Source organism: Desulfovibrio sp. ZJ746 (assembly GCF_011039155.1).
In the GTDB taxonomy this organism is placed as follows: Bacteria; Desulfobacterota; Desulfovibrionia; order Desulfovibrionales; family Desulfovibrionaceae; genus Desulfovibrio.
This window is the reverse complement of the sequence record NZ_JAAKEK010000005.1, coordinates 1-25,505: the sequence shown is the minus strand read 5'-3', so window position 1 is coordinate 25,505 and position 25,505 is coordinate 1. Positions and strand designations below refer to the sequence as shown.

Sequence of the window (25,505 nt, the reverse complement as noted above, 5' to 3'; positions counted from 1 at the left end):
GAGAGGAAGATGAACAAATCCGCGCTCATCGTCGGCCTTGACATCGGAACGACGAAAATCTGCGCCGTGGTGGGCGAGCTCACCGACACGGGCCAGGTGGACGTGGTGGGCATCGGCACCAGCGTCTCCACGGGCTTGCGCAAGGGCGTGGTGGTCAATATCGAGCAGACGGTGCAGTCCATCCGCAAGGCCGTGGAAGACGCGGAACTCATGGCCGGCTGCCAGATCCACTCCGTCTATGTGGGCATAGCCGGGAGCCACATCATGGGCATCAACAGCCATGGCATCATCGCCGTCAAGGGCGGCGAAGTGACGCAGCGCGACGTGGACCGCGCGCTCGACGCCGCCAGGGCCGTTGCCATCCCGCTCGACCGAGAGGTCATCCACATCCTGCCGCAGGAATATATCGTGGACAGCCAGCGCGGCATCGCCGACCCGCTTGGCATGGCGGGCGTGCGCCTCGAGGTGGACGTGCATATCGTGACCGGCGCGGTCTCCTCGGCGCAGAACATCGTGCGCTCCTGCCACCGAAGCCAGCTCGAGGTGGCCGACATCGCGCTGGAGTCACTGGCTTCGGCCAAGGCCGTGCTCACCGAGGAGGAGCGCGAGATCGGCGTGGCCCTCGTGGACCTTGGCGGCGGCACCACCGACATCGCCATCTTCGCCAACGACGCCATCAAGCATACGGCGGTGCTGGCGCTTGGCGGCCAGAACCTCTCCAACGACATCGCTTTCGGCCTGCGCACGCCCGTGGCCGCGGCGGAAAAGATCAAGGTCAAGTACGGCTGCGCCCTCACCGACCTGCTCGGCCCCGGCGACGAGCTCATCGAGGTGCCGAGCGTGGGCGGCCGCGAGCCGCAGCGCCTTTCGCGGCGCCTTTTGACCGAGATCTGCGAGCCGCGCATGGAGGAGATCCTTTACCTCGTGGACCAGTCGCTGGAGCGCTCAGGCTACAAGAAGCTCATCGGCGCGGGCGTGGTGCTTACCGGCGGCACCGCCCTCATGGACGGCTGCCAGGAGCTTGGCGAACAGATTTTCGGGCTGCCCACGCGCATCGGCTATCCGCGCAATGTGACGGGCCTCAAGGATGTGGTCAACAGCCCCAAGTTTTCCACGGCAGTGGGGCTTCTGCGCTACGGGGCGGAGCGCGAGCTCGCGGGCCAGAAAAAGTTCAGCGTGCGCAACGAGACCGGCATTTTCGACGGCGTTCTCGCGCGCATGAAAAAATGGTTTTCGGATATTTCCTAGGCGCCCCGCACCACGCGGGCGCCAGTGGCGGGCACCCGGGGACAGCAACCAAGGAGAGGCAAGATGACGCAGTCCATTGTTGACGATATCGACACCAGCATGTCGGGCAACGCGAAAATCAAGGTCATCGGCGTCGGCGGGGGCGGCGGCAACGCCGTGCGCCACATGATCGATTCCGGCCTGCGCGGTGTGCACTTCGTCTGCGCCAATACCGACCTTCAGGCCCTGAACAAGAACGACCGGGCCCTCAAGGTGCAGCTTGGCGAAAAGCTCACCAAGGGCCTCGGCGCCGGCGCCAACCCGGCCATCGGGCGCGAGGCCGCCGTGGAAAGCGTCAACGCCATCCGCGACGCCATCGGCGATGCCGACATGGTTTTCGTCACCGCCGGCATGGGCGGCGGCACGGGCACGGGCGCCGCCCCGGTGGTGGCCCAGGCCGCCAAGGAGCTCGGCGCGCTCACTGTGGGCGTCGTCACCACGCCCTTCAGCTGGGAGGGCGTCAAGCGCAAGCGCGCGGCCGAGGCCGGCCTTGAGGAATTTCGCAAGCATGTGGACTGCCTCATCACCATCCCCAATGACCGCCTGCGCACCGGCGCGCCCAAGATGAGCAAGGTGCCGTTCACCGAAATGCTCCAGCGCGCCAACGATGTGCTCTATTACGCGGTGAAGGGCATTTCCGACGTGATCGTGAGCGAGGGCCTTATCAACCTCGACTTCGCCGATGTGCGCACCACCATGAGCGAGGCCGGGCCCGCCCTCATGGGCACGGGCATGGCCTCGGGCGAGAACCGCGCCCGCGAGGCCGCGCAGCGCGCCATCAGCAGCCCGCTGCTCGACGACGTGTCGCTCGAGAGCGCCAAGGCCATCCTCTACAACATCACGGCGCCCATGGACATCACCGCCGAGGAGATCGAGGAGATCGGCACCCTCATCGCCGACGCCGCCCCGCAGGAGGCCAACATCATTTTCGGCGTGGTCTTTGACGACAATATCGGCGACGAGCTGCACCTCACGGTCATCGCCACGGGCATCGAGCCCGGGCAGCCCCAGGTCCAGCCCGAGCCCGTGCAGGAGGGCCAGGCCCGCGTGACCGACTTCCGCCAGCCCGGGCCCGACGCCATGGCCACGCCCGCGCGCCCGCGCCGCCCCCAGCAGGGGAGCCTCGTGCACCTCGAGGAAGCCGCGCACCAGGAGCGCAGCGTGCGCCCCGCCTCCCGCCGCGAGGCCGTGCAGCGCTGGCATGGGGGAAATGACGATCTTCCGGCCTATCTCAGGCGCGGCACCCCGGACCCGCAGCTGCGCCGCCCGCACCGCCCGGGCCATGACGACTTCATCTATGATGAAGACGATTTTGAGATCCCCACCTTCATCAGGAGCCAGCCCAACTAGGCGCCTGATGGATCACTGAAGCGCAACGCGGCCCGCGCGGCCGCCTGCCATACCTTTTCAGGGCTTGCCTCTTCGGCCCTGAAATGCCCGCCGGGAGCCCCATTGGGGGGCTCCCAGTGCGGCGCATCCCCGAACCCGGAGGCGCGCGCCATGTCCTATTTCGGCCCAAGGGAAGCGCAGACCACGGTGCCGTGTCCCTCGTGCGGGGCGCCGCTTGTTATCGAGCGTTCCTGCCGCGAGGCGCGCATGCGCTGCCCCGCGTGCGGCGGGCGCTTTCCGCTCAAGGACTTCATCGGCAATGCCGATGAGGCCATGGAGAACTTTCTCGAAAACGTCTATTGCGACCGCATCTGACGGGCGCGAGCCTTCCCTCCCCGCGTCCTGTGGCTTCTCCGGCGCCGGTCCCTCGCGGGCCGGCGCTTTTTTGTCCCCGGGCGGGCGCCGCTTCGCCGGCCTTTCGCCGCGCCTTCCGCCATGTTCAGCACGATTTTTGCATTGATTGCCCCGGGAGAACACCCGGGGAAAAATGTCGCTGGTCGTCAATCACAACCTCATGGCGGGCAATGTGGCCCGCACGCTCAATGCGCATTACGGTCGCCTTGCGCAATCCACGCAAAGGCTGTCTACGGGCATGCGCATCAACAGCGCGGCCGATGACGCTGCTGGCCTCGCCATCCGGGAATTGCAGCGCGCGGACATCGCCGCCATGATGCAGGGCTCGCGCAACGCCAACGACGCCATTTCCCTTATCCAGACGGCCGATGGAGCCCTGGGCGTCATCGATGAAAAGCTGGTGCGCCTGAAGGAGCTCGCCGAACAGGCCGCCACGGGTACCTATGATTCCACCCAGCGCCTGATGATCGAGTCCGAATACCAGCAGATGGCGTCAGAAATCACGCGCATCGCCAATGCCACGGACTTCAACGGCGTCAAGCTGCTGGACGGCTCCCTCTCAGGCGCGCATGACGGCTCCGGCCTCGAGGCAAAAGGCAGGCTCAAGATCCATTTCGGTTCGGGCAACGACAGCGCGGAAGATTATTATTACATCGAAATCGGCGGCTGCACCGCCGCGGCGCTCGGCGTGGGGAACCAGGCCGTGATGGAGCGGCCGCGGACGAAAACAGTCTTTCTTTCCCCAACCGGCGAAGAACTGACGCGGACGCAGGGCTATGTCACTCTCGACGGCAAGCCCTATACGCCGGCCATCCGGGATGAGTTCATCCATCCGGTGTACAGTGTGCCAACGGTTGATGGCGGCCGCGCCCTGGTCAGCGAGCACCCGGCTCCGGGCCAGTATGCGTACATAAACGGTGGCGGCCAGTATGAGGGCAACGGACCGTATCAGCCCTACCTCGTCAACTACAAGGGGAAGAGGGTGCCCACCTATGCTGACGCTGCCGATACGGTGCCCCTGGATCTTCTGGTGTTGGACGATGTTTTTAAGGATGCCCAGGGAAACGTGGTCGACCCGCGAAATGTCGTCCGGGAGGAGGTCCCCATCGGCGGCACGGAAACGGTCTATGGCGACGCCTACACCGTCTCCACGCAGGAGGCAGCGCAAAGGGCGCTTGCCGGCATCAACGAGGCCATCGTCTCCAAGGACAAGATCCGCGCGCACCTGGGCGCCATCCAGAACCGGCTCGAAAACACCATCACCAACCTGGCCACCCAGGCCGAAAATCTCCAGGCGGCCGAATCGCGCATTTCCGATGTGGACGTGGGCACGGAAATGACCGAATTCGTGCGCAACCAGATCCTCACCCAGGCCGCGGTCGCCATGCTCTCGCAGGCCAATTCCCTGCCGCAGATGGCTATGCAGCTCATTGGCGGCTAGGCCCGGGGCGGAGGCGCCTTAGGGCGCGTCAAAGCGGTCGAAGCTGAGCGTGAGGCCCGCGCGGCCCTGCGTGGCCGAGCGCAATGCCGTGGAAAAGCCGAAGAGCCGCCGCAGTGGGGCCGTGCCACGCAGGAGCTTGCGGCCGGCCTGGTCCTCCACGTCTTCCACCTTGCCCGACGCCGTGGTGAAGAGCCCGATGGCCGCGCCGAGAAATTCCTCGGGCACGGTGATCTCGGTCTTCATGATGGGCTCGAGCGTGAGGGGGCGCGCTTCGGTAAGCGCCTCGCGCAGGGCCTGGGCCGCGGCCATGCGGCAGCCGGGGAGGGTGGTGAGGCCTTCGGTGCGCGCAACGCCGGTCAGCACCACTTCCACGTCCACCACGGGCCAGCCCGTGGTCACGCCGCTTTGCAGGCCGTCGCGCACGCCTTCCAGCGCGGCCTCCAGATAGGCCTGCGGCAGCAGCTTGCGCGCCTCGCGCTCGTCCGCGGACAGAAAATCGCCCACGCGCACGAGGTTCCCGGCGTCCCGGGCCCTAGGCGCCACGCTTACGCTCACGTCGCCCTGCTGGCGCTCCTTGCCGAATTCACGGTCAAAGACCACGTGGGCGGCGCCTTCGCGGCTTACGGTCTCGCGCAGCACGGCCTGCGGCTGGCCGGCGCGCGGCCCGATGCCGTACTCACGCCGCATGCGCTCCAGAAGAACGTCAAGGTGGAGCTCGCCCATGCCCGAGACCATGCGCAGCCCGGAATCCTCGTCAAGGCTGACGGCGAGGGTCGGGTCTTCCTCGGCGTAGCGGGCAAGCGCCTCGTCAAGGGTCTTGCCTTCATCGGCGTTGCGCGGCTCGAGGGCCAGGGTGATGACGGGCGGCTGCACGGCGATGGCCTCCAGGCGCACGTCCCGGCCGCGGCCGCAGCAGGTGTCGCCCGTGCGGGCCGAGCGCAGGCCCACGAGGGCGGCGATGTCGCCCGTGCCCACGCTCTCGAGCTGTTCGCGCCTGTCCGCGTGCAGGCGGAAGATGCGGCCCACGCGCTCCGCCTGCTCGCGCGGGGCGCCGTCCGGCGAGAGGCCGAGCACGCGCGCGGTCTCCCCCTCGCGGACCGCCCCGGCATAGACGCGGGCGAAGGCCAGCTTGCGGCCGTTCTCCACCACTACCTTGAAGACCAGCGCGGCGAGGGGGGCGGCAGGGTCAGGCTCGATGGGCACTTCCCCGCCGTCCGGCGCCATGCCAAGGGGCGGCGGCACGTCCAGCGGCGAGGGCAGATAGTCGCGCACGCCGTCGAGCAGGGGCTGGACGCCGGTATTGCGCAGGGCCGAGCCGCAAAAGACCGGCACCACGGCGCGCGCCAGCGTGGCGCGCCGCAGGGCAGCGCGGATGTCGGCCTCCGTGGGGGCGCCCTCCAGCCAGAGTTCGAGAAACGCGTCGTCCGCCTCGGCGAGGCGTTCCAGCAACTGCTCGCGCCAGGGCGCGCCCAGCGCCTCCTCGTCGGCGGACCATGGCGCGCGCGTGACGGTGCTGCCCTGGTCTTCCGCGCTGAAGGTGAGAGTCTCCCGGCCGATGAGGTCGAGCACGCCCGCAAATGCGTCCCCCTGGCCGAGGGGCGCGGTCACGGCCACGGCATTGGCCTTGAGCCGGCCGCGCATGGCCTCGAGCACGGCGGCGAAATCCGCGCCGGGCCTGTCCATCTTGTTCACGAAGGCGATCTTGGGCACCCCGAACTGCTCGGACTGGCGCCACACCGTCTCCGACTGCGGCTCCACCCCGCCCACCGCGCAGAACACGCCCACCGCGCCGTCCAGCACGCGCAGGCTGCGCTCCACCTCGATGGTGAAGTCCACATGGCCCGGAGTGTCAATGATGTTGAGCGTGGCGCCCTGCCACTGGCAGGTGGTGCAGGCCGAGGCGATGGTGATGCCGCGCTCCTGCTCCTCGGGCATGTAGTCCATGGTGGCCGAGCCGTCATGCACCTCGCCCATGCGGTGTATCTTGCGGCTGTAAAAGAGCATGCGCTCGGTGAGGGTGGTCTTGCCCGCGTCGATGTGGGCGATGACGCCCAGGTTGCGTATGGCGCGGATGGCCTTCAGGGCCGGACTGTCAGGGGCGTGCGGAGAAGCGGGGCGCGTGGTGCCGCCTTTTGGCATGGGGCCTCCCTTGCGCCGTGGCGCGGTTCAGGATGCGGGGCTTTCGGCGGCGCTGGGCGCCCAGAACGCGAAAACCCGCCGGGAAACGGTGAAAAATTCCGGGCCGAGGCCGGGATACAGCCAGAAGCCCTCGCAGCCGGGGCAGAGCGTCAGCGGCGCCTCGGGCGACGGTGTGGCCGAAGCCGCGGCTGCGCGGTACACGACATCGGCCGTGCCGGCTGCCGCGAGCGCCGCGTCAAGGGCGGCCGGGCCCCCTTGGGCAAAGGCGAGGATTGCGCGGTCGATGCCCGCGTCCGCCTCGATGCGCAGGCGCGGGGGGCGGCATTCCTCAAAGCAGGGGATGTTGCGGGCGCGGACGGCCTGCGCCACCTCGTCCAGTTCGCCCGCATGGAGCAGCACCACGCGGCCCGGAGCCCGTGTCTCGCAGCGCCCCGCCAGCTCGTCCATGAGGGCGGCGAAGCGGTCGCGCTCAAGCTGGAACATATCCTCCACGCCGCTGAGCTCGAGGCTCACCACGGCGGGCGCCACAGGCTCGCCACCAAGGCAAACGGCGCCTACCTGCGCCACGCCTGCGAGCCGCGCGGCCACGCAGGCCGCCGTGAGCCTCGCCGCGGCCGCATAGGCCGGCGAAAACACGATGAGCGCCCACGGCGCGGGCTCCCACAGGGCGGCCCGCCGAAAGCCCAGGCGCCCGTTGCACGCGCTTTCCTCCCGGCGGCTCAGGCTTTCGCCGAAGTGGAAATGCGCGAGCGCGAGGCCGCTCTTGAGGGCGGCGCGAAAGCGGGGCGGCGTGGCCTCATAGGCTGCCCCGGCCACGCTGTCGTCCACGCGGGCGCCCTCCAGCCATTCGGGCCAGAAGGCGCCCGCGGCGGCGCCGCCCGCAGCGGCCTCGGGCGCGGGGCAGGGCATCAGCGGCCAGCCTCTCCGGGGGCGCCGCTAGCCTCGAGCCAGCGGCCCATGTCCGCAAGCTGGCGCGCCACCGAGCGCGGCCCCGTTCCCCCCGGCGTTTCGCGGCGGTTCACGGCGGCGGCGCACTGGAGCACTTCATACACATCATTGCCGATGCGCGGCGAAAGCGCCTCGAGCTCGGGCAGTGTCAGGTCCTCAAGGCTCTTGTTTTCGCGCTCGGCGGAGGCCACGGCCAGGCCGGTGACGTGGTGCGCCTCGCGGAAGGGCAGGCCCTTGGCCACGAGATAGTCGGCGAGCTCCGTTGCGTTGATGAAGCCGGCCTTGCAGGCCTCGCGCATGCGCCCGCCCCGGAACTCGAGCTCGCCCAGCATGGCGGCCATGATGGAGAGCGACGCCGACACCGTGGCGTCGGTATCGAGAAAGCCCTCCTTGTCCTCCTGCATGTCGCGGTTATAGGCGAGCGGCAGGCCCTTCATGACCGTGAGCAGCCCCATGAGCGCGCCGTACACGCGGCCGGTCTTGCCGCGCATGAGCTCGGCCACGTCCGGGTTTTTCTTTTGCGGCATGATGGACGAGCCCGTGGAGAAGGCGTCGGGCAGGCGCACGAAGCCGAAGGCCGGGTTCGCCCAGAGCACGATCTCCTCGCAGAGGCGGGAGAGGTGCATCATGATGGTGGCCGCGTCAAACAGCGCCTCGAGCACGAAGTCCCGGTCGGAGACCGCGTCCATGGAATTGGCGAGGATGCCGCCGAAGCCCACCTCCTCCGCCACGGCGGCCGGGTCGAGCGGATAGGTCGTCCCGGCGAGCGCCGCCGCGCCCAGCGGGGAGACGCGCACGCGCCTGAGGGTATCGTCCAGCCGCCCGGCGTCGCGCCGGAACATCCAGGCATAGGCGAGCAGGTGCTGCGCGAGGCTCACAGGCTGCGCCGGCTGGAGGTGCGTGCAGCCGGGCAGGATGTCGCCCCGGTGTTCGGCGGCGCGCCGCGTGAGCGCCCCACACAGGGCCACGAGACCCTTGCGCCAGTTCTCCAGCGCGTCGGCCACGAAGAGGCGGAAGGTGAGAGCCACCTGGTCGTTACGGCTGCGGCCTGTGTGCAGCTTCTTGCCCGCCTCGCCGATGAGCTCGGTGAGCCGCGCCTCGATGTTCATGTGCACGTCTTCCAGCTCGGGCTTCCACACAAAGGCGCCGGAGCTGATCTCCTCCGCCACCTTGTCCAGCCCCTCCGCGATGCTGCTGGCCTCCTCCCCGGTGAGCACGCCCTGGCGCCCGAGCATGCGGGCATGCGCCTTGGAGGCGCGGATGTCCTGCCGCCAGAGGGCGCGGTCATAGCGCTCGGAATCCGTATAGGCGGCCACGGCCTCGGCCGGCCCGGCGCTGAAGCGCCCGCCCCAGGTGCTGTTGGTGTGCGCTGCCATCCTTTCCCCTACTTGCCCGCGCGGTCGCGCACGGCGGCGAAAAGGCCGAGGCGCAGCCCGTTCAGGCGGATGAAGCCGGCCGCGTCCTTGTGGTCGTAGTTGCCGCCCTCGAAGGTGGCCAGATCCTCGGAGAAGAGCGAGGTGGGCGAGGTGCGGGCCAGCGGCCACACGCCGCCCTTGTAGAGCTTGGCGCGCACGGTGCCTGTGACATTTTCCTGCGACTTGTCAAAAAAGGCCTGCATGGCCTCGCGCTCGGGCGAGAACCAGTAGCCGTTGTAGACCGCGTGGGAATAGGGCACGGCCAGCATGTCGCGGATGGCGAGCATTTCGCGGTCCATGCAGATGCCCTCGAGGTCGCGGTGCAGCGCGAAGAGCAGGGTGCCGGCCGGGTTTTCATACACGCCGCGGCACTTCATGCCCACATAGCGGTTTTCCACCATGTCGTCGCGGCCGATGCCGTTGCGGCCGGCCATTTCGGCGAGCGTGCGGATGATCTCGTAGGGCGACAGGCGCTCGCCGTTGACCGAGACCGGGTTGCCCCGCTCGAAGCCCACTTCGATGATCTCGGGCGTGTCCGGCGCCTCCTCCACGGGCACGCAGCGCTCGTGGCAGGATTCGTGCGGCGCGTTGCCCGGGTCTTCCAATTCGCTGCCCTCGAAGCTCGTGTGCAGCATGTTGGCGTCCATGCTGTAGCGCTTGGCGCCCTTGGAAATGGGGATGCCGTGCTTTTCGGCGAAGGCGTTGAGCGCCGTGCGCGACATGAGATCCCACTCGCGCCAGGGCGCGATGACCCGGATCTCCGGCGCGAGGGCCTTGGCGGCGAACTCGAAGCGCACCTGGTCATTCCCCTTGCCGGTGGCGCCGTGGGCGATGGCGTCCGCGCCCTCGGCGCGGGCCACCTCGATGAGGGCCTTGGTGATGCAGGGCCGGGCGATGGAGGTGCCGAGCATGTAGCGGTTTTCATAGCGCGCCGCCGCCCGGTTCATGGGGAAGATGAAATCCCGCGCCAGCTCCTCGCGCAGGTCGAGCACATAGGCCTTGGAGGCGCCGGTGCGCAGGGCCTTTTCCTCCACGCCGGCGAGGTCTTCGGGCTGGCCGAGGTCTGCGGTGACGGTGATGACCTCGCAGCCGTAGGTGACGATGAGCCATTTGAGGATGACGGAGGTATCGAGCCCCCCGGAATAGGCAAGGACCACTTTCTTGATGTCAGGCATGTTGCACTCCCTTTGCGTTGGCCCCGCAGTATCCTTCAATTCTTTTCAGGGCGCAAGCCCGCAGACGGATGGGCGGGGGGAAGAGAGTGAAATCGGACAGTCACTTATATATCTATTTAATCTTTCGCAGTTCAGTAATAATTTCATTAGCTGAAGAATATAAATCTCCATAAGGGTTTGAACGAATATATTCGTCACAAATCGCTATAATTAAATCAAGAGCGTTTTTCCTATTAATACTGCCCTCTAATTCATTTTTTAAACCTGTCCTTGGATTGTTAAAATGATTTGAATAAATAACTTCATGAGCTAAATTGATTACCTCACGACCATATAAAATTTTTTATCGAGAATCATTTTCCATAAAATAGAGGAGAGATGATATTAAAGCAGTTGATAGTGCTCCTTTTATATATAATGGTGAATTTTCACGAGAATCATTATAAACCTTTTTCGTATATTGATAAGCCTCTCTAAGCTTGTCATATTCTTTTGGAAAAGGCCTATATATACTTTTTGCTCTTTGCAACCAATAATGTAAATCATTTGATAAAAGATGCTCAAGCCTTTCATATACACTATATATAAGATGACCGGCTCCACTTTTTCCACCGAAAATTTGATTTAATGTGTCAAAGAGGATTACTTCAATATATAGCCTAAATTTTGACTTATTGTCATGATATGTTTTTACAATATATTCAATACAGTAACGAATATCATCATTATCTAGTTCTTTTAATTTATTAAGTAATACTAGCTTACTATTATGTACTAATTTATGAGAAGAATGAGACATATATTCATTTACTTTAACAGGCTCAACCTCCAAAAAAGGTGTAAATCTATCAACAATGGATTTAATATCTTTTGGATATAATCCAAATGATAATAAACCACTATAATAAATTTTATCGCATGCGCACAATAAAATAAATATAACTTTTTCATCGAGTGTAAGATTATTTTTTATCACATCATCTATTGAAGTAGTTATTTTTTGGGTTTGATGAATATAGTTTAAATAATCAAGGTTTGTATCTCCCCATCGTCTATTGTTTAATCCATATTTATTGGCCTTTTTATTAAAATCATTGAGTTCATTGAATGAAGGATGATCATTTTTTTTATAAAATTTATTATAAATTCTGATGACTTCGACATCTAAATGTTCAACAATAAAATTATCGTTCGAGTTAGCGAAGAAGATTACTTTATTATTATTCTTTTTTATTTTATCTCGCGAATTAACAACTGTTAAATAAGCTTCTGAGGATAATGAATTGCTATCAAATAAAAATATTGTATTAGTTTCAGAAGATAATAATTCCCCTATTGTTCTTTCATCACACGTTTCATTTGAGGGGAAAATAATGTGCGAGAAACTTTTTAATTTTTTACAAATTGTAGCCATAATGGCGGTTTTTCCGCTGAATCTTCTTCCGAGCAAAAGGAAACAGGAATTATGATTGATTTTTTCAGCTAATTCTCTAAAAGCCTTCCTTTCAATAATAAGATCGCTAACTATAAATTTGTTATCATTATAATCAAAAATCGTATTTCTGCAAAATTTATCTATAGCATCTTTTTTATCAGTGATAATATCTATTTTCGGATTGATATATTTATATTTGGATACTTTATTTTTTGTCATTTCATTATTATATATCTTTATCCATTTTTCAAAGAAAACTCTGTAGTCATCAATTTTAATGATAGTATTTATACCATAATTTTCAAGTAATAATAGTTCTGCTGAGGAGACATCATAATCTTTTATAATAATGCGCATATTATCTAAAACTTTATCTGAAACCTCATCAAAAATTATTTCTAAATCTTTCTCATCTTTTAAACTACATCCAATATAAATAATATTTTTTTCAATGAAATCAGATTTAATAAATTCTTAAAAATCTTTATTTTCTGGATTCCTTAATACATTAATATATTGCTTATAACTAAATGCAATATTTTCTTTTGAATCGTAAATTACTTCATTATATGCATCACCATGAAGTTTGTATAGGAGTTTGACTTCTGTATTTGGCCTCTTAATTCTATTATAGGGATAAACAGCATTAAAGTTTGAATTTGATTCTATACCATCATCAATATTTATAGTATAAGCATATGGCCATTCAAAATTTATAATTTCTTTTCTTTCACCTTCCATTATAACACTGGTGAAATAATCTCTAAAAAAATCTTTTCTTGCTTCTTCAGGAACACACTTATAGAAAAAATCAGATGTACTATTAAAGTTTGCATCAGAAATATCTTTTTTTAAGTCAGGTCTATAGTTATAAATTAATTTTTTCATTATTTCAGTTGCCTCATCCCCATTAGGAACTGAATATTTCTTGGCACTGCTACCAAATGTTATACCTGAACCAAAAATGGGAATTAATAAATTATTATACATTATGCTTACAATTTTATTAATTCCTTCATCTTCGTGAAGTATTGATATTTTAGACATTTTCTTTCTCCTTTTTTAATATATGGATTATTACTCATCAATTTCTGGCGTTTTTCATATTCATTAATTGAAAATGAGAGTTCCCATTATGTTCAACCCATTGAAATATTATAAATTTATATATAAAATTTTTTATATTTTTTAATTTGTTATCCCTTTTCAAATTTGGAATCAAGCAGTTATCTGCGAGCATTTTTGATTGACACCATTTATTTTTATATAACCTACTTATTTTATTTATTAAAGAAAGTTTATTCTTCCGTTTTTATTTAGGCAGTAATGTAAAATTAAAGATATTTTGACTATTATTAATGATTGCTGAGAATAAAGATTGTTAAGATGTCACTCAGCTACTTATTAAACCAAGTATTAGACATGAGTACTCGGGTATGGTTGCCCCGGCGCCTTTTCCGCTCGACCTCGCGGCCTAAGTCTGGCATTCTTGGCGATGTTCGCGCCCCCGAGCCCCTGCCGCATCTGGAGGAAGCATGGCCCCCGACCCCAAAAAGCCCGACGTCATGTGGGACGACGCCCCCGTGGATGTCACCACCGAGGCCAACTTCATCTGGTCCATCGCCAACAAGCTGCGCGGCACCTACCAGAGCGACAAGTACAAGGATGTCATCATCCCCATGACCATCATCCGCCGCTTCGAGTGCGCGCTGGCGCCCACGAAGGAGGCGGTGCTCGCCAAACACAAGGAAAAGCCCGGCTGGCCGGCCAAGGCCATGTACCGCGTGTCCGGCTATCCGTTCTACAATACCAGCGGCTTCGACCTCGCCCGCCTCGTCAACGACCCCGACCACCTGGCCGCCAATTTCAAGGCCTATATCGAGGGCTTTTCCGCCAATATCCAGGACATCATCCGCAGCCTCGATTTCGCCCGCCAGATAGACAAGATGGACAAGAACAACCGGCTGCTCAGCGTGGTCAAGGCCTTCTCGGAGCTCGACCTCGACCCGCGCACAATCGACAACGTGAAGATGGGCTACATCTTCGAGGAGCTTATCCGCAAATTCTCTGAAAATGCGGAGGCCGGCGACCACTACACCGGCCGCGACATCATCCGGCTCATGGTCAACATCCTCCTCGCCGAGGGCTGCGACGACATATTTGAGGACGGCAAGGTCATCACCGTGCTCGATCAGGCCTGCGGCACCGGCGGCATGCTCTCCACGGCGTACAACTTCATCCGGCGCTACAACCCAACGGCGGACGTGCGCCTCTTCGGGCAGGAGATCAACCCCGAGTCCTACGCCGTGTGCCTCGCCGAGATGCTTATCAAGGGCCAGAACGCGGAGAACATCTGCTTTCAGGACACCATGCTCGCCGACCGTTTCGTTGACACGAAGATGCGCTTCGTGCTCGAGAACCCGCCCTTCGGCACGCCCTGGGGCGGCAAGGACGCGGCCGAGGGTGTGGAGCACGCCGTCATCGCCGAGCACGGCCGCCACGGCAGCCGCTGGGCCGCCGGGCTCCCCGGCTCGGGCGACATGCAGCTGCTCTTCGTGCAGTCGGCGGTGGACAAGCTGGACGACCGCCTCGGGCGCGCCGCCATCATCGAGAACGGCAGCCCGCTTTTCACCGGCGCCACGGCCTCGGGCGAGAGCCAGATCCGCCGCTGGCTTTTGGAGCAAGACCTCATCGAGGCCATCATCGCCCTGCCCACCGACCTTTTCTACAACACCGGCATCGCCACCTATATCTGGGTGATCTCCAAGAACAAGCGGCCGGCGCGCAGGGGCCGCGTGCAGCTCATCGACGCCACCTCCTTTTTCCACAAGCTGCGCAAGGCTCTCGGCAACAAGCGGAACGAGATTACGGCCGAAGACCGCGCGGCCATAACGAAACTGTACGCCGACTTCACGCCCGGCGAATTTTGCAAAATTTTTCCCAATGAGGAATTTCTCTACCGCGAATATACGGTGATGCAGCCCCTGCAACGCAACTACGCCATAACGGAGGAGCGCGTCGACGCCATGCTGGCCAACGGCGGCCTCGCGCCGCTCTGGGACGCCGCCAAGGTGGAGGAGCTGGAGAACGCGGAGGAGCTGACCGGCAAGGAGGCCAAGAAGCTCGCGGCATACAAGGAAAACAAGTCGCTCTTCGACGCCATCGTGGCCGCCCTGCGCAAGGCGGCGGGCGCCAATGTGTACAAAAGCCCGGGAGCCTTCCTGCCCGTGCTGAAAAAGGCGCTCGCCGGCCTTGACGTGGAGAAGAAGCTGCTGGACCGCATGGCCGACGGCCTCTCGGTCATGGACAAGCAGGCCGAGATCCAGAAGGACAAGCATGGCTGCGTCATCTACGACAAGGAGACGAAAGACACCGAGCTCGTGAAATACGAGGAGGACATCGACACCTACATGGCCCGCGAGGTGCTGCCCCACGTGCCGGACGCGAAAGCGTTTTTTGAGGAAAACCCGGGCGCGAAAAAGCCCGTCGTCAAGACCGGCGCGGAGATTCCCTTCACCCGCTATTTTTACAGGTACCAGCGGCCCGCGCCCAGCGAGGAGCTGAAGGCGAAGTTCATGGAACTGGAGCTTTCCGTCTCGGAGCGCGTGGCGCGGCTGTTTGAGTGAGGGGGGCGGAAATGGGGGAGATGAAGGAGAGCGGGGTGGAGTGGATTGGACAGGTGCCCTGTCATTGGAAAAACGATACTATCCGACACCTCATAATAGCAAGGGACGCTGGCGCATGGGGTGAAAATGCCCGGGAGGAAGAGGAAGGGACGATTTGCCTGCGAATAGCGGATTTTGATTATGAAAAAGGAATATTCAAGAATTGTGATATAAACACTTTGACAAAGAGGCTGTATCCTGAAGCACAAGTAAAGCGGCTCATGTTGGAAAAAGGAGACATATTAATAGAAAAATCAGGCGGGGGTGAAAAAACCCCGGTTGGCCGCGCGGTTATATTTGATAAAGAGTATCAGGCGCTGTTTGCCAATTTTATGGAACGGCTGAGATTTAATGGAAAAATTGTTATTTCCGAGTATGCGGAATTTTGGTTGAGGGCGTGGTATTCCTGCCGATGCTCTCCATTTTATATCAACCAAACTACAGGAATTCAAAATATTGATCTTGGCTTGATGCTGGCAAAAGAGAGGATGTATTATCCTCCTGTTGACCAGCAGAAAATTATTGTCAGTTTTCTTGACGCCAAGTGCGCCGAAATCGACGCCCTCACCGACGACATCCAGACGCAAATCAACACGCTGGAGCAGTACAAGCGCAGCGTTATCACCGAAGCGGTAACAAAGGGGCTGAACCCTGACGCGAAAATGCGGGACAGCGGAATTGAGTGGCTTGGCGAAATTCCATCTGCTTGGAAGCTTGCCAGGATTGGCAGTTTATATGCTTTGCGCATGGAAAAAGTAAGTGACCGTGAGTATCAGCCGCTTTCCGTGACAAAATTCGGCATAGTGCCGCAGCTTGACACAGCAGCAAAAACAAATGCTCATGATGATAGAAAGTTAGTGAGAACAGGGGATTTTGTAATCAACAGTCGCTCAGACAGGCGCGGTTCGTGTGGAATTTCTGAATATGATGGTTCGGTTTCCCTCATTAATACTGTACTCTATCCGATAGGAAAAATGAATCCAAAATATTACAATTGGCTATTTCACACCACAGGATTTGCGGAAGAATTTTATCGCTGGGGCCACGGTATCGTGGATGACCTGTGGACAACGGGCTGGCAGGATATGAAGAATATCATCATGGTGGAGCCTCCCTTGGAAGAACAGGCCGCGATTGCAGCATTTCTTGATAAGAAATGCGCTGAAATTGACACTACCATAGCCGGCAAGCAGGCCCAGCTCGAAACCCTGGCCGACTACAAAAAATCCCTCATCTTTGAATACGTCACCGGCAAGAAGGAGGTTCCGGCCTCGTGAACAGCATCCTCTCCGAAAAAGACTACCAGAAGTACCTTCTGGAGCGGCTGGAACAGGATAGCGGCTTTGTTGTGCGCAAGGCCTCCCACTATGACCCCAGGTTCGCCATGGACCGCGAGCTGCTTTTCCGCTTCCTCAGCGAGACGCAGCCGGACGCCATGGCCGCCCTGCGCAAGATATACAAGGATGCGCTGGAAGAGACCATCGTCGCCCACATCAACGCCGAGGCCACGAAAAAGCGCGGCAGCCTGCTCCATGTGCTCCGGGGCGGCATCGAGATCGCCAACCACAAGCTCGAGCTCATGTACACGAAGCCGGCCACCTCCTTCAACCCGGCCTTGAGCCGCAAGCACGGGCAGAACATCTTTTCCGTCATGGAGGAGGTCTGGGCCAGCGAGAAAGAGCGCGTGGACGTGGTGGTTTTCCTCAACGGCCTCGCCATCATGGCCTTTGAGCTCAAGTGCAACCATGCCGGCCAGTCCTTTGAGGACGCCATCTACCAGTTCCGCATGGAGCGAAACCCCGCAACGCGCCTTTTCCGCTTCAAGGCCGGCACCCTCGTCAACTTCGCCATGGACCTCTCCGAGGTGCACATGACCACGCGCCTCAACGGCGAGGCCACGGTCTTTTTGCCCTTCAACAGGGGCGACGGCGAAGGCGTCAACGCGGGCGCGGGCAATCCGGCCCAGCCGGACAAGTTCAGCGTCGCCTACATGTGGGAGGACATCCTCAAGAAGGACACCATCCTCGACCTCATCAGCCGCTTCATGCTCGTGGACGTGGAGGAGCGCGAGGACGGGGCCACGGGCAGGAAGGAGGTGGTGGAGAACCTCATCTTCCCGCGCTATCACCAGCTTGACGCCATCCGCAAGCTGCTCGCCGATGTGCGCGCCAACGGCACGGCCCTCAACTACCTCATCCAGCACAGCGCGGGCTCCGGCAAGACCAAGACCATCGCGTGGCTGGCCTACCGCCTGGCCGACCTGCACGACGCGGACGACAGGCCCGTTTTCGACAATGTGGTCATCATGACCGACCGCGTCATCGTTGACCGCCAGTTGCAGGAGGCCATCACCGCTCTCCGGCACAAGTCCGGCCAGATCAAGGTGCTGGACGACAGGTGCACCTCCGAAGACCTGCGCCTGGCGCTTGAGGGCAACACCAAGATCATCGCCACCACCATCCAGAAATTCCCCTACATCGTGGACAGGGTGAAAGACCTGAAGAGCAAGCGCTTCGCGGTCATCATCGACGAGGCCCACTCCTCCACCACGGGCAGGGAGATGGGCGCCGTGACCAAGACACTCGGCGCCGGGGACGAGGTGCCGGAAGACGTGGAGGACATGATCAGGAAGGAAATAGAGCGCAACGGCAAGCAGCCCAATGTCTCCATTTTCGCCTTCACGGCCACGCCCAAGGCCACCACGCTCCAGCTGTTCGGCCGCCTCAACGAGCACGGCCAGCGCGAGGCCTTTCACCTCTATTCCATGAAGCAGGCCATCGAGGAGGGCTTCATCCTTGACGTGCTCCGCAACTATACGGAATACGCCACCTTTTACCAGATCAACAAGGCCATTCAGGAGGATCCGCGCTACAAGACCAATGCGGCCAAGCGCCAGATAGCCCGCTTTGTGGAGCTGCACGACACCAACATCGCCCAGCGCGTGGAAGTCATCGTGGAGCATTTCCGCACTTCGGTCATGCGGGAGCTGGGCGGCAACGCCAAGGCCATGGTGGTGACGCCCTCGCGGCAGGCCGCGGTCAAGTATTTTCAGGCCGTGCGCGACTACCTCGGCCGCAAGGGCTATGACGACATGAAGGCGCTGGTGGCCTTTTCCGGCAAGGTGAAACTGCCGCACGACGACACGGAATACACCGAGGCCGGGCTCAACGGCTTCCCCGAGGCGCGGACGCGGGAGATGTTCGACCAGCCGGGCAACAAGCTGCTCCTGGTGGCCAACAAGTACCAGACAGGCTTTGACCAGGCCAAGCTCTGCGCCATGTATGTGCTGAAGAAGCTCAAGGGCGTCAACGCCGTGCAGACGCTCTCGCGCCTCAACCGCATCAAGCCGCCCTACGACAAGAAGACCTTTGTGCTGGACTTCGTGAACAGCTATGACGAGATGAAGGCCGCCTTCGCGCCCTATTTCACGGCCACACTGCTTGCCAGCTCGGTGACGCCGGAGTCCATCTATGACCTCGAGGCGCAGATCGACGCCTACGCCATCCTTGACCCCGGGGACGTGGAAACGGCCAACGCCATCCTGTATTCGGGGAAAGCCACGGCCAAGCAGAAGCAGCAGCTCACGTTCTTTCTGGAAAAGACCCGGAAACTGCTGGAGCACTATGACGAGGAAAAGCAGGAGGAGTGCATGCAGCTCCTGCGGAGCTTCGTGCGGCTGTATGAATTTTTGTTGCAGGCCTCCTGCTTCGAGGATGTGGAGCTGCACAAGAAGTATAACTTCATCAAGTACCTGCTGGCCTTTATCGATATCCGCCACTCCGGCCCGGGCTTTGACCTCACGGGCAAGATACGGGCATCAGGCTTCGTGCAGAAAAAGGTGCACGAGCATGCGGAGCCGCGTCTTGTGGCAAAGCCTGTCGTGAAACTGCCCACGGCCGAGCGCTTCGGCCTTACGGAAGACAAGGAGAAGCGCCTTTCGGAAATTATTGACGAAATCAACAGCCGCACCGGCAAGAACTATGACAACGATGTGGTGGTGAAGGCCATGCTCCAGATACGGGACATCCTCGTGAAGTCCGACAGGCTCAGGACCAGCGCGAAAACCAACACGCAAAAGGATTTTGAGTTTTCCTATTTCGACGACGTGGACGACGCCCTCATCGAGGGGCTGGCGCAGAACCAGGACTTTTACACGCTGCTGCTGGAAAACGACGAGATCAAGCGCGAGGTGCTGGGCATCTTCTCGGACGAGATCTACCGCAGCCTGCGCGAGGCCGTGTAGCGGGGGGGCGGGCGCATTCTCCCGGCTTCGCCCCTTGGATGGGGGAAACGCGTGCTGCGCGAACTGAGCGCGGCCGCCAGGAAGCGCGGGCGCACCCTGTCCATGCTTCCGGCCACGGGCGCACCTCTTACTTTGGGGGGCACGCATGGACACGGAGCCTGAGAATGGGTATCTGTGGGGCGTGAGGCGTGAATGGACAGAAAGAAAAAGGCCGTCACCAAGCCCATAGCAGGGACGCTTTCAAACATTGCCGTTATCGGTTTTGGCTTGGCGATTTATGAAAGCAGGCCACTTGCGCTGATTGCCGGCATCCTTGCCGTGGCTCTCGCGGTCGGGCTTATATGGAGGGCGGAAAGATGAATACAGGCACAGCAGTTATTCTGGTTATCCTCGCGCTGGGTGCGGTCGGGTTTTGGCTTACCCGAAAATCAGGCTAATCTCACCGCAGCCCTTTTTATCGCATGGATGCCCCCCAATGACTCAATTTCTCGTGTTTCTTGTAGTGGCGGGTATTGCGGGCATTGGCATCGTTGCGGCCTTCAAGGCGCGGTAGGAGATGACTGCCGCCTTTGCCTTTGCCTTCATCCCGCTGGTGGGCCTTTTCGGTAATCTTGCCGCCTCTCAGGGAACGCGCGACTGACACCACGGCCCATGCGGCACCGATAGCCGCTCATTTCAGGCGACCTTTCATGGAAAAAGAAAAGCCCGCTCTGCGCAAGGCATGGCGGGCTTTTCTCATATCCCTGAAAACTTGCGTGGCGGAGAGGGAGGGATTTGAACCCTCGATACAGGTTTAAGCCCGTATACTCGCTTAGCAGGCGAGCTCCTTCGGCCGACTCGGACACCTCTCCTGAAAACCGTTGTGAGAAAGTAGAGAAGTTGGCGCCCATTGTCAAGAGCCCGGTGCGAGGTCGGGCCGAAGCGCCCCGGGCCCGTGGGCGCCCCCCCCGCTTGCCTGTGGGCCAGTTCTGGCGTAAGTTCGCGGGCATTGAGGCGACCATGGACAAGAACCAGTGTGAAGTTTTCGCGCGTTTTACCTATGCCGACAGCCTGACCTACGAGGAGCTTCTGGAGGCGGAAGCGGTGCTCATGGTCCGGCTGGAGGGCCTTTTGCAGGACGCCGGGGGCGAGCATCTGGATTTCACGCCCCTGGGCGACATGCTGCGCTGCCAGTGCGCCTTTGAAGCCGTCGACCTTGAGACGTTCCGCGGCATCGCAGCCCGGGTCGCCGCCATCCTGCCCGTGGGCATCACCGGGCGCCTGCTCGCCCTGGACAAGAGCCTCGCGGGCATGCACCTTTTCTGGGTGCAGAAGGGCGTCTGGCAGGAGGCCGAATGGCCGGTGCCTGCCGCAGCCCCGGCGGACGCGGCCCGGCATGAGGTCGAGGTCATCGCCGCAGAGGCCCCCGCCGAGGACGTTACAGACGCGCCCGACTGATTTTCAACCCACACGCCCGGATGGTGGAACAGGCAGACACAAGAGACTTAAAATCTCTCGGCCATCGGCTGTGCGGGTTCGACCCCCGCTCCGGGCACCAAGGATGAGTCCATCCAAGTCCCGCAAGGTGTGAAAAAGCCTCGCGGGACTTGGCTTTTTGGTTGATAGTACGTCCAACAAGGTGTCGTGAAACCCAGGGACGCATCGCAAAAATGGCGGTATTTGCGACGGTATTTGCGGAAACTGAGGAAGCTCGACCAGAAGAATACCGTCACCCTGCAAACCCATGACAGCAGAGGATTTGCGCAATGCCATTGACCGACACCAGTCTCAGGAATTTGAAGTCTGACGGTTCCCGCAAACTCGCCGCCTCTGAGGGCCTCTACCTCTACCTTTCCGCGCCAGGTGCGTGACTCTGGCGGATGGATTACCGTTTTGGCGGCAAGCGAAAGACGCTCAGCTTCGGCGCGTATCCCGCTGTGTCCCTGAAAGAAGCCCGGAGGAAACGCGACAAGGCCAAGGAACTTCTCGCCAGCGAGATTGACCCCGGCGCGCAGAAGAAAGCCGCCAAGGAAGAGGCTGTTGAGGCCGCGAGGGAACAGGCGCTGACCTTCGCTGTTGTGGCGCAGGAATGGTTCGCCACGAAAAAGGACTCCTATGCTACCTCCACTATCAAGAAAAAGCTCTGGCTTATAAACGCGCTCAACGAAAGAATTGGCGATAAGCCCATCTCCAAGCTGGCTCCGGGCGACATTCTGGCTGCCATCAGACCTGTCGAGGCAGCTGGCCACTCGGTCACGACGCACAAGCTGGCCGGGACTGCCGGACAGATCTGCCCCTTTGCCAGGACATGCGGCTATATCGTTTTCAATCCGGCGGACGGTCTGAAGGAAGTCCTCAAGCCCATCAGGACAAAACACTACGCCCCATGACAGACCCGACCGCCGTGGGGTACCTCCTGCGCTGTATTGATGAATACCAAGGGGATGCGATTTTCAGCTATGCGCTCAAGATACTTCCTGTGTGGCGTTGCGGAGTGCCGAGCTGCGAGGCGGCAGGTGGTCAGAGATTGAGCTGGACAAGGCGCTCTGGACAGTTCCGGCAAGCAGGCAGAAAAATCCAAAAGATGGCGGCGGCATGAAGATGCGAATCGCCCATACCATTCCATTGCCCACGCAGGCGGTGAGGCTTTTTCGCGAACTGCATCTCCTCACTGGTTCCGGGGACTTATGTTTTCCGGGTCGGCATTCGGCAAGCAGGTGCATTTCCGATATGGCGCTTTTAAACGGCATTCGGCGCAGGGGTTTCGGCAAGGAAAAAATGACTATTCACGGCTTTCGCGCCATGTTTTCCACCATTCTCAACGAGAAGAAACTGGAACGGGGCTTTGACGGCGACATCATCGAGGCCCAGCTTGCCCGCAAGGAGCAAAACGCCGTCCGGGATGCCTACAACCATGCGTCTTATCTTGATAAGCGGCGTGAGATGCTTCAGAAATGGGCCGACTATCTTGACGAACTACGGAGCCAGAGTGTGAACAAAAACTGAGCTGTTTCTTATACTCAAATCCCCCACTTTCACGGGCAGGGCGCTGCGGCTATGGCCACAATGCCCTGCTTTTTTCTTTGAGCAAAAATGGGTGTATGTCATGGGGCGCCTGTCCCGATGCACAGTTTTTAAGTGATATAAACGTTAGGCTTTGAGATAGCGTTTTCAGCAAACAAAATTTCCTCTTTCCACTTTCGAGGAGCGTCAATGAGGGCAAGGAAAATTTTGGCTTTTCCCATGCCGTCCTTACGATTTTCGAGGGGCGAGATGGGGGCATTCAGTTACAGCTCTCCTATGGGTGTGTCCGGGATTATCGGGAACGTCCCATACCGAATCGGCTCGGGTTTCAGCTTGGGCTTAGTCTCAATCTCTTTTGTGGTAGTGCCCTCTTTTGCTGCCTCGTCAGCCTCGGTTTTCTGGGATGGGACGGTGTTGGTTCTCTTACTGCTGTGACTCTGTTTCTCAGACCCTACTTCCCTGTTTTTCACCTCCTCTATTCCGGGTTCCTGAGAGCGGGCGATAAATCATTCCGGGTGGATGATACCGGCCTTTTTCAAGGGGCGCATTGCTCTTTTGGAGTGTAGCCTTTCCTGAACGCCCGCTTGAGATCCTTTTCAAGAAATGCCGCCGCTTCCTCGCGGGAGCAGCGAGCATCCTTCACCGGCAGTTCTCTTAAAATTTTTTGGGCCGTCCTCAGTTGCTCCGGGCTGATTTTTCCGATTTTCCCCGCGGCTGTGCCTCCTTTCTCAAAGATTGAGGCGAGCATAAACAAAAAATTTCCCCCCTGCAAAAAAGCCACTGCACGTCAGGGGTTCTCCGTGGCAAGATGACACCAGTGCTCCCCACTGGTGTCATCTTGCAAAAGGGGCACGCCCCTCCTGACTCCCCAATGGCGCTCGGCGTTGCGCTTCTCGCACCCGAAAGGCGAAAAGGCATGAGAGGCAATGAGGCATCAAGGCGAGCAAGAAAGCTGTCAGTCACCCGGGCGAGACGAAGCCCTTGAGGGCTTGAAAAACAGGCCAGGTGTCCCATGATAGTCAAAAAATTAAGTACACAAAAAACACCAAGCCCAAGGAGTGGCAGATTGGTGACTCGGTGGACTATATCCGCAATCCCTCAGTGAGAAATAGCGGGGAAAAGATCGAACACGCCGGGTATCGCAATTTCATAACCGACACTCATACGGCGCAAAAGCTGGAAATGATCGCTCTGGCGAGGGAGACCGTCAGGAGCAAAATGCCGGTCAATCACTGGGTATTTTCCTGGCCCGAAGGCGAGCATAACACGCGCGCCCAAGTTGATGAATTTGTGGATATTTTTTTGGAAAAGATGGGCTTGAAAGACCATCAGGCCATCTACGGTCTGCATTGCGATACGCGAAATTATCACGTCCATATCGCCGTGAATCGTGTGCATCCCGAAACCTTGAAAGTAGTGCGCACAACAACGGCTTTGACATCAGGGAGGCCTATAAAATCAAGGCGTTCATCGAGAAGAAACAATGCTGGTCAGAGCTGGCGAACGCCCCATTTGTGTACACGGAAGAAGGCGAGTTGGCCGAAAGAAAAGTCCTTGGCCCCTGCGTAAAGCCCACCCCGAAAGCCCAGGATTTTGAGCGCGCGACCGGTGAGAAATCCGCACAGAGGATCACATAGGAGCGCGGCCATGACCTCATCAAAAACGCACAGTCATGAGCCGAATTACATGCCGGTCTGGAAAAGGCCGGATTACGTTTTGAAAAGAAAGGTTCCGGCGCAATCATTTGGGTCGGGGAGCAAGCGATCAAGGCATCCTCGATTGATCGCGCGTTCAGCATGGGAAAGCTATGCAAACGGCTGGGCGAATTTGTGGCCGGAGAGTACGAGGACGGAGCCACCAGTCCCGCGCCTGAGCCGCCCTATCCGGCCCAGCGGCCCGCATGGGAGATGTACCGGGGCGCAGTAAGGGCCGAGAGGGCAGCCAAGAAAGAGCTTGAGGAAAAAGCCAAGGGTGAGGTGAACCGCCTCAAGGGACAACAGGCCAGGCAACGCTGGGAAAAGCCGGCTAGGATTGCCAAATATGGAGTGCCGTTTTTAATTATCGGCCGCCACTGCCTGAAAATCGAACATGTCGAGCAGTGGAAAGAGCTGCGGGATAACCTGAGAGCAGCGTTCCCTCCAAGACGGACAAAACGCTTTTCTGACTGGCTGAAAACCCAAGACAGACCGATTAATCTGTTTTATGCCGTCATGTATGAGGATGCAGGCAAGGCCAGACCCCCCCCATATTCCCGGAAGCCGTATCATCCGCATCGTGCTCCAGGCTTTGAGAACCGAAAGCTAAAGCATGAGCGCAAGGACGGAACTTTCCCTAGCGTCAACCTGAGTTATGCCGTCAAGCAGGAGTGCCAAAAAGCCTTGATAGAAGCGCGAAAGATTGAGCAGGCATTGGCCATGGCCCAGCAGCACAGGGCACCGCAGGTAAATCTGCCGCCACTCATTCACGCACAAGAGACGAGTAACCCCCAGCTTGCGTATTTCAAGCATTGGGCAGACATCCGGGAGCATATCACCGTTGAGGATTTCTCCCGGATGGATGCTATGATTGCCCTCCGTCTCCGCTCCAACGGCTACAGACAAGATGAAGTGGAAGAAACTATCCGCGCCTGTGCACCCTCTATCCGTGAAAGAGGTCCGGGACGCAACTGGCGGCGTTATGCTGAGCGAGCGGTAGCCTATGCTTTTGGCTATGCTGGTGACAGGGGTATGGAACGAAATACGCGGTTATGGGATCGGTGGGAGCAGGTGGAGGGACTTGCGGACAGCTCTCCGCGACACGTAAAAGGGGCGCACTTGGCGTAAGCTATATCAGGAGTAAAGAAAGAAAAAGGAATTATAATTTATAGGTGATATGATCTGTAGTTGTTTAGACTTGATCTGACAGGTTTCTCCGTCTTGGTGGTTTTCCCTGTCCGATTAGTTCATCTGTCCGACCTTTTCCTCCCAGAGCCTTTTCCCGTCAAGCAGGGTTTGCATAGGCGTTCGGCCGCA

19 protein-coding genes, 2 tRNA genes and 2 pseudogenes are annotated in these 25,505 nt (G+C 58.4%); 14 read left to right on the top strand and 9 right to left on the bottom strand.

All coding sequences use genetic code 11. The features are described from left to right. Nucleotides 1-9: 9 nt before the first annotated feature. The 5 genes and pseudogenes from ftsA to G7Y54_RS08615 form a co-directional block, all read left to right on the top strand. Nucleotides 10-1,248 carry a cell division protein FtsA gene (gene ftsA / locus G7Y54_RS08635; protein ID WP_165078915.1) on the top strand — a complete coding sequence of 413 codons (1,239 nt, stop codon included), beginning with the start codon at nucleotides 10-12 and terminating at the stop codon, nucleotides 1,246-1,248. Between the two features lie 63 nt (nucleotides 1,249-1,311). After that, nucleotides 1,312-2,637: a cell division protein FtsZ gene (ftsZ, locus tag G7Y54_RS08630; RefSeq protein ID WP_165078914.1), complete on the top strand. Its 1,326-nt coding sequence runs from the start codon at nucleotides 1,312-1,314 to the stop codon at nucleotides 2,635-2,637. A 150-nt stretch (nucleotides 2,638-2,787) separates the two neighbouring features. Continuing rightward, on the top strand, nucleotides 2,788-2,991 hold the full coding sequence (locus tag G7Y54_RS08625) for a dual CXXC motif small (seleno)protein (RefSeq protein ID WP_165078913.1): 204 nt from the start codon (nucleotides 2,788-2,790) through the stop codon (nucleotides 2,989-2,991). A gap of 172 nt (nucleotides 2,992-3,163) precedes the next feature. Continuing rightward, nucleotides 3,164-3,733 (top strand): annotated as a pseudogene (locus tag G7Y54_RS08620) (flagellin); the annotation flags it as partial. A gap of 435 nt (nucleotides 3,734-4,168) precedes the next feature. Then, nucleotides 4,169-4,471: pseudogene (locus G7Y54_RS08615) on the top strand (flagellin); the annotation flags it as partial. Nucleotides 4,472-4,489: 18 nt separating this feature from the next. On the opposite strand, the gene fusA reads toward G7Y54_RS08615, so the two are convergent. The 6 genes from fusA to G7Y54_RS08585 all read right to left on the bottom strand — a co-directional run bounded on the left by fusA (nucleotide 4,490) and on the right by G7Y54_RS08585 (nucleotide 12,630). Continuing rightward, nucleotides 4,490-6,610 (bottom strand): elongation factor G, encoded by a 2,121-nt coding sequence (gene fusA / locus G7Y54_RS08610; protein WP_165078912.1) that lies wholly within the window; start codon nucleotides 6,608-6,610, stop codon nucleotides 4,490-4,492. 27 nt (nucleotides 6,611-6,637) lie between these two features. Further along, entirely contained in the window at nucleotides 6,638-7,519 is an 882-nt protein-coding gene (locus G7Y54_RS08605; RefSeq protein WP_165078911.1) for a hypothetical protein, read from the bottom strand. Beyond that, nucleotides 7,519-8,934 carry an argininosuccinate lyase gene (argH, locus tag G7Y54_RS08600; RefSeq protein WP_165078910.1) on the bottom strand — a complete coding sequence of 472 codons (1,416 nt, stop codon included), beginning with the start codon at nucleotides 8,932-8,934 and terminating at the stop codon, nucleotides 7,519-7,521. The genes G7Y54_RS08605 and argH overlap by 1 nt, the downstream gene beginning before the upstream one ends. Nucleotides 8,935-8,942: 8 nt before the next feature. After that, nucleotides 8,943-10,148 carry an argininosuccinate synthase gene (locus G7Y54_RS08595; RefSeq protein WP_165078909.1) on the bottom strand — a complete coding sequence of 402 codons (1,206 nt, stop codon included), beginning with the start codon at nucleotides 10,146-10,148 and terminating at the stop codon, nucleotides 8,943-8,945. Between the two features lie 343 nt (nucleotides 10,149-10,491). Further along, nucleotides 10,492-11,940 carry a hypothetical protein gene (locus tag G7Y54_RS08590; RefSeq protein ID WP_165078908.1) on the bottom strand — a complete coding sequence of 483 codons (1,449 nt, stop codon included), beginning with the start codon at nucleotides 11,938-11,940 and terminating at the stop codon, nucleotides 10,492-10,494. A gap of 117 nt (nucleotides 11,941-12,057) precedes the next feature. Beyond that, nucleotides 12,058-12,630 (bottom strand): hypothetical protein, encoded by a 573-nt coding sequence (locus G7Y54_RS08585; RefSeq protein ID WP_165078907.1) that lies wholly within the window; start codon nucleotides 12,628-12,630, stop codon nucleotides 12,058-12,060. 488 nt (nucleotides 12,631-13,118) lie between these two features. Here G7Y54_RS08585 and G7Y54_RS08580 point away from each other — a divergent pair, with 488 nt between their 5' ends. From G7Y54_RS08580 to G7Y54_RS08565, 4 genes are all read left to right on the top strand, one after another. Further along, nucleotides 13,119-15,209, top strand: a complete 2,091-nt coding sequence (locus G7Y54_RS08580; protein WP_165078906.1) for a class I SAM-dependent DNA methyltransferase — start codon at nucleotides 13,119-13,121, stop codon at nucleotides 15,207-15,209. A gap of 11 nt (nucleotides 15,210-15,220) precedes the next feature. Continuing rightward, nucleotides 15,221-16,525 (top strand): restriction endonuclease subunit S, encoded by a 1,305-nt coding sequence (locus G7Y54_RS08575; protein ID WP_165078905.1) that lies wholly within the window; start codon nucleotides 15,221-15,223, stop codon nucleotides 16,523-16,525. Beyond that, nucleotides 16,522-19,491: a DEAD/DEAH box helicase family protein gene (locus G7Y54_RS08570; protein WP_206214936.1), complete on the top strand. Its 2,970-nt coding sequence runs from the start codon at nucleotides 16,522-16,524 to the stop codon at nucleotides 19,489-19,491. Before G7Y54_RS08575 ends, G7Y54_RS08570 begins: the two co-directional genes overlap by 4 nt. Before the next feature lie 192 nt (nucleotides 19,492-19,683). Further along, nucleotides 19,684-19,851, top strand: coding sequence for a hypothetical protein (locus G7Y54_RS08565; RefSeq protein ID WP_165078904.1), 168 nt, complete (start codon nucleotides 19,684-19,686; stop codon nucleotides 19,849-19,851). Nucleotides 19,852-20,247: 396 nt separating this feature from the next. Here G7Y54_RS08565 and G7Y54_RS08560 read toward each other — a convergent pair. Beyond that, nucleotides 20,248-20,342 (bottom strand) — tRNA-Ser (locus G7Y54_RS08560). A 148-nt stretch (nucleotides 20,343-20,490) separates the two neighbouring features. On the opposite strand from G7Y54_RS08560, the gene G7Y54_RS08555 reads away from it, so the two are divergent. The 4 genes from G7Y54_RS08555 to G7Y54_RS12650 all read left to right on the top strand — a co-directional run bounded on the left by G7Y54_RS08555 (nucleotide 20,491) and on the right by G7Y54_RS12650 (nucleotide 22,476). Next, nucleotides 20,491-20,928 carry a hypothetical protein gene (locus G7Y54_RS08555; RefSeq protein WP_206214935.1) on the top strand — a complete coding sequence of 146 codons (438 nt, stop codon included), beginning with the start codon at nucleotides 20,491-20,493 and terminating at the stop codon, nucleotides 20,926-20,928. 14 nt (nucleotides 20,929-20,942) lie between these two features. Then, nucleotides 20,943-21,028, top strand: a tRNA-Leu gene (locus tag G7Y54_RS08550). A gap of 322 nt (nucleotides 21,029-21,350) precedes the next feature. Further along, nucleotides 21,351-21,860, top strand: coding sequence for an integrase arm-type DNA-binding domain-containing protein (locus tag G7Y54_RS12655; RefSeq protein WP_241159429.1), 510 nt, complete (start codon nucleotides 21,351-21,353; stop codon nucleotides 21,858-21,860). A 91-nt stretch (nucleotides 21,861-21,951) separates the two neighbouring features. Beyond that, complete coding sequence (locus tag G7Y54_RS12650; RefSeq protein ID WP_241159428.1) at nucleotides 21,952-22,476, top strand: site-specific integrase; 525 nt, start codon at nucleotides 21,952-21,954, stop codon at nucleotides 22,474-22,476. 553 nt (nucleotides 22,477-23,029) lie between these two features. On the opposite strand, the gene G7Y54_RS08540 is transcribed toward G7Y54_RS12650, so the two are convergent. Then, nucleotides 23,030-23,242: a hypothetical protein gene (locus G7Y54_RS08540; protein WP_165078903.1), complete on the bottom strand. Its 213-nt coding sequence runs from the start codon at nucleotides 23,240-23,242 to the stop codon at nucleotides 23,030-23,032. Between the two features lie 350 nt (nucleotides 23,243-23,592). Then, nucleotides 23,593-23,892 carry a hypothetical protein gene (locus tag G7Y54_RS12645; RefSeq protein WP_241159845.1) on the bottom strand — a complete coding sequence of 100 codons (300 nt, stop codon included), beginning with the start codon at nucleotides 23,890-23,892 and terminating at the stop codon, nucleotides 23,593-23,595. A 398-nt stretch (nucleotides 23,893-24,290) separates the two neighbouring features. On the opposite strand from G7Y54_RS12645, the gene G7Y54_RS08530 reads away from it, so the two are divergent. Beyond that, nucleotides 24,291-25,316, top strand: coding sequence for a DNA-primase RepB domain-containing protein (locus G7Y54_RS08530; protein ID WP_165078901.1), 1,026 nt, complete (start codon nucleotides 24,291-24,293; stop codon nucleotides 25,314-25,316). The last annotated feature ends 189 nt before the right edge of the window (nucleotides 25,317-25,505 follow it).

Bases quoted from the DNA above. Each gene is read 5' to 3' on its own strand.
- ftsA (WP_165078915.1), top strand. From the start codon at position 10: ATGAACAAATCCGCGCTCATCGTCGGCCTTGACATCGGAACGACGAAA.
- ftsZ (WP_165078914.1), top strand. From the start codon at position 1,312: ATGACGCAGTCCATTGTTGACGATATCGACACCAGCATGTCGGGCAAC.
- G7Y54_RS08625 (WP_165078913.1), top strand. From the start codon at position 2,788: ATGTCCTATTTCGGCCCAAGGGAAGCGCAGACCACGGTGCCGTGTCCC.
- fusA (WP_165078912.1), bottom strand. From the start codon at position 6,610: ATGCCAAAAGGCGGCACCACGCGCCCCGCTTCTCCGCACGCCCCTGAC.
- G7Y54_RS08605 (WP_165078911.1), bottom strand. From the start codon at position 7,519: ATGCCCTGCCCCGCGCCCGAGGCCGCTGCGGGCGGCGCCGCCGCGGGC.
- argH (WP_165078910.1), bottom strand. From the start codon at position 8,934: ATGGCAGCGCACACCAACAGCACCTGGGGCGGGCGCTTCAGCGCCGGG.
- G7Y54_RS08595 (WP_165078909.1), bottom strand. From the start codon at position 10,148: ATGCCTGACATCAAGAAAGTGGTCCTTGCCTATTCCGGGGGGCTCGAT.
- G7Y54_RS08590 (WP_165078908.1), bottom strand. From the start codon at position 11,940: ATGCGCATTATTATAAAAGATTATGATGTCTCCTCAGCAGAACTATTA.
- G7Y54_RS08585 (WP_165078907.1), bottom strand. From the start codon at position 12,630: ATGTCTAAAATATCAATACTTCACGAAGATGAAGGAATTAATAAAATT.
- G7Y54_RS08580 (WP_165078906.1), top strand. From the start codon at position 13,119: ATGGCCCCCGACCCCAAAAAGCCCGACGTCATGTGGGACGACGCCCCC.
- G7Y54_RS08575 (WP_165078905.1), top strand. From the start codon at position 15,221: ATGGGGGAGATGAAGGAGAGCGGGGTGGAGTGGATTGGACAGGTGCCC.
- G7Y54_RS08565 (WP_165078904.1), top strand. From the start codon at position 19,684: ATGGACAGAAAGAAAAAGGCCGTCACCAAGCCCATAGCAGGGACGCTT.
- G7Y54_RS08555 (WP_206214935.1), top strand. From the start codon at position 20,491: ATGGACAAGAACCAGTGTGAAGTTTTCGCGCGTTTTACCTATGCCGAC.
- G7Y54_RS12655 (WP_241159429.1), top strand. From the start codon at position 21,351: ATGGATTACCGTTTTGGCGGCAAGCGAAAGACGCTCAGCTTCGGCGCG.
- G7Y54_RS08540 (WP_165078903.1), bottom strand. From the start codon at position 23,242: ATGCTCGCCTCAATCTTTGAGAAAGGAGGCACAGCCGCGGGGAAAATC.
- G7Y54_RS12645 (WP_241159845.1), bottom strand. From the start codon at position 23,892: ATGCACACGATTCACGGCGATATGGACGTGATAATTTCGCGTATCGCA.
- G7Y54_RS08530 (WP_165078901.1), top strand. From the start codon at position 24,291: ATGGGAAAGCTATGCAAACGGCTGGGCGAATTTGTGGCCGGAGAGTAC.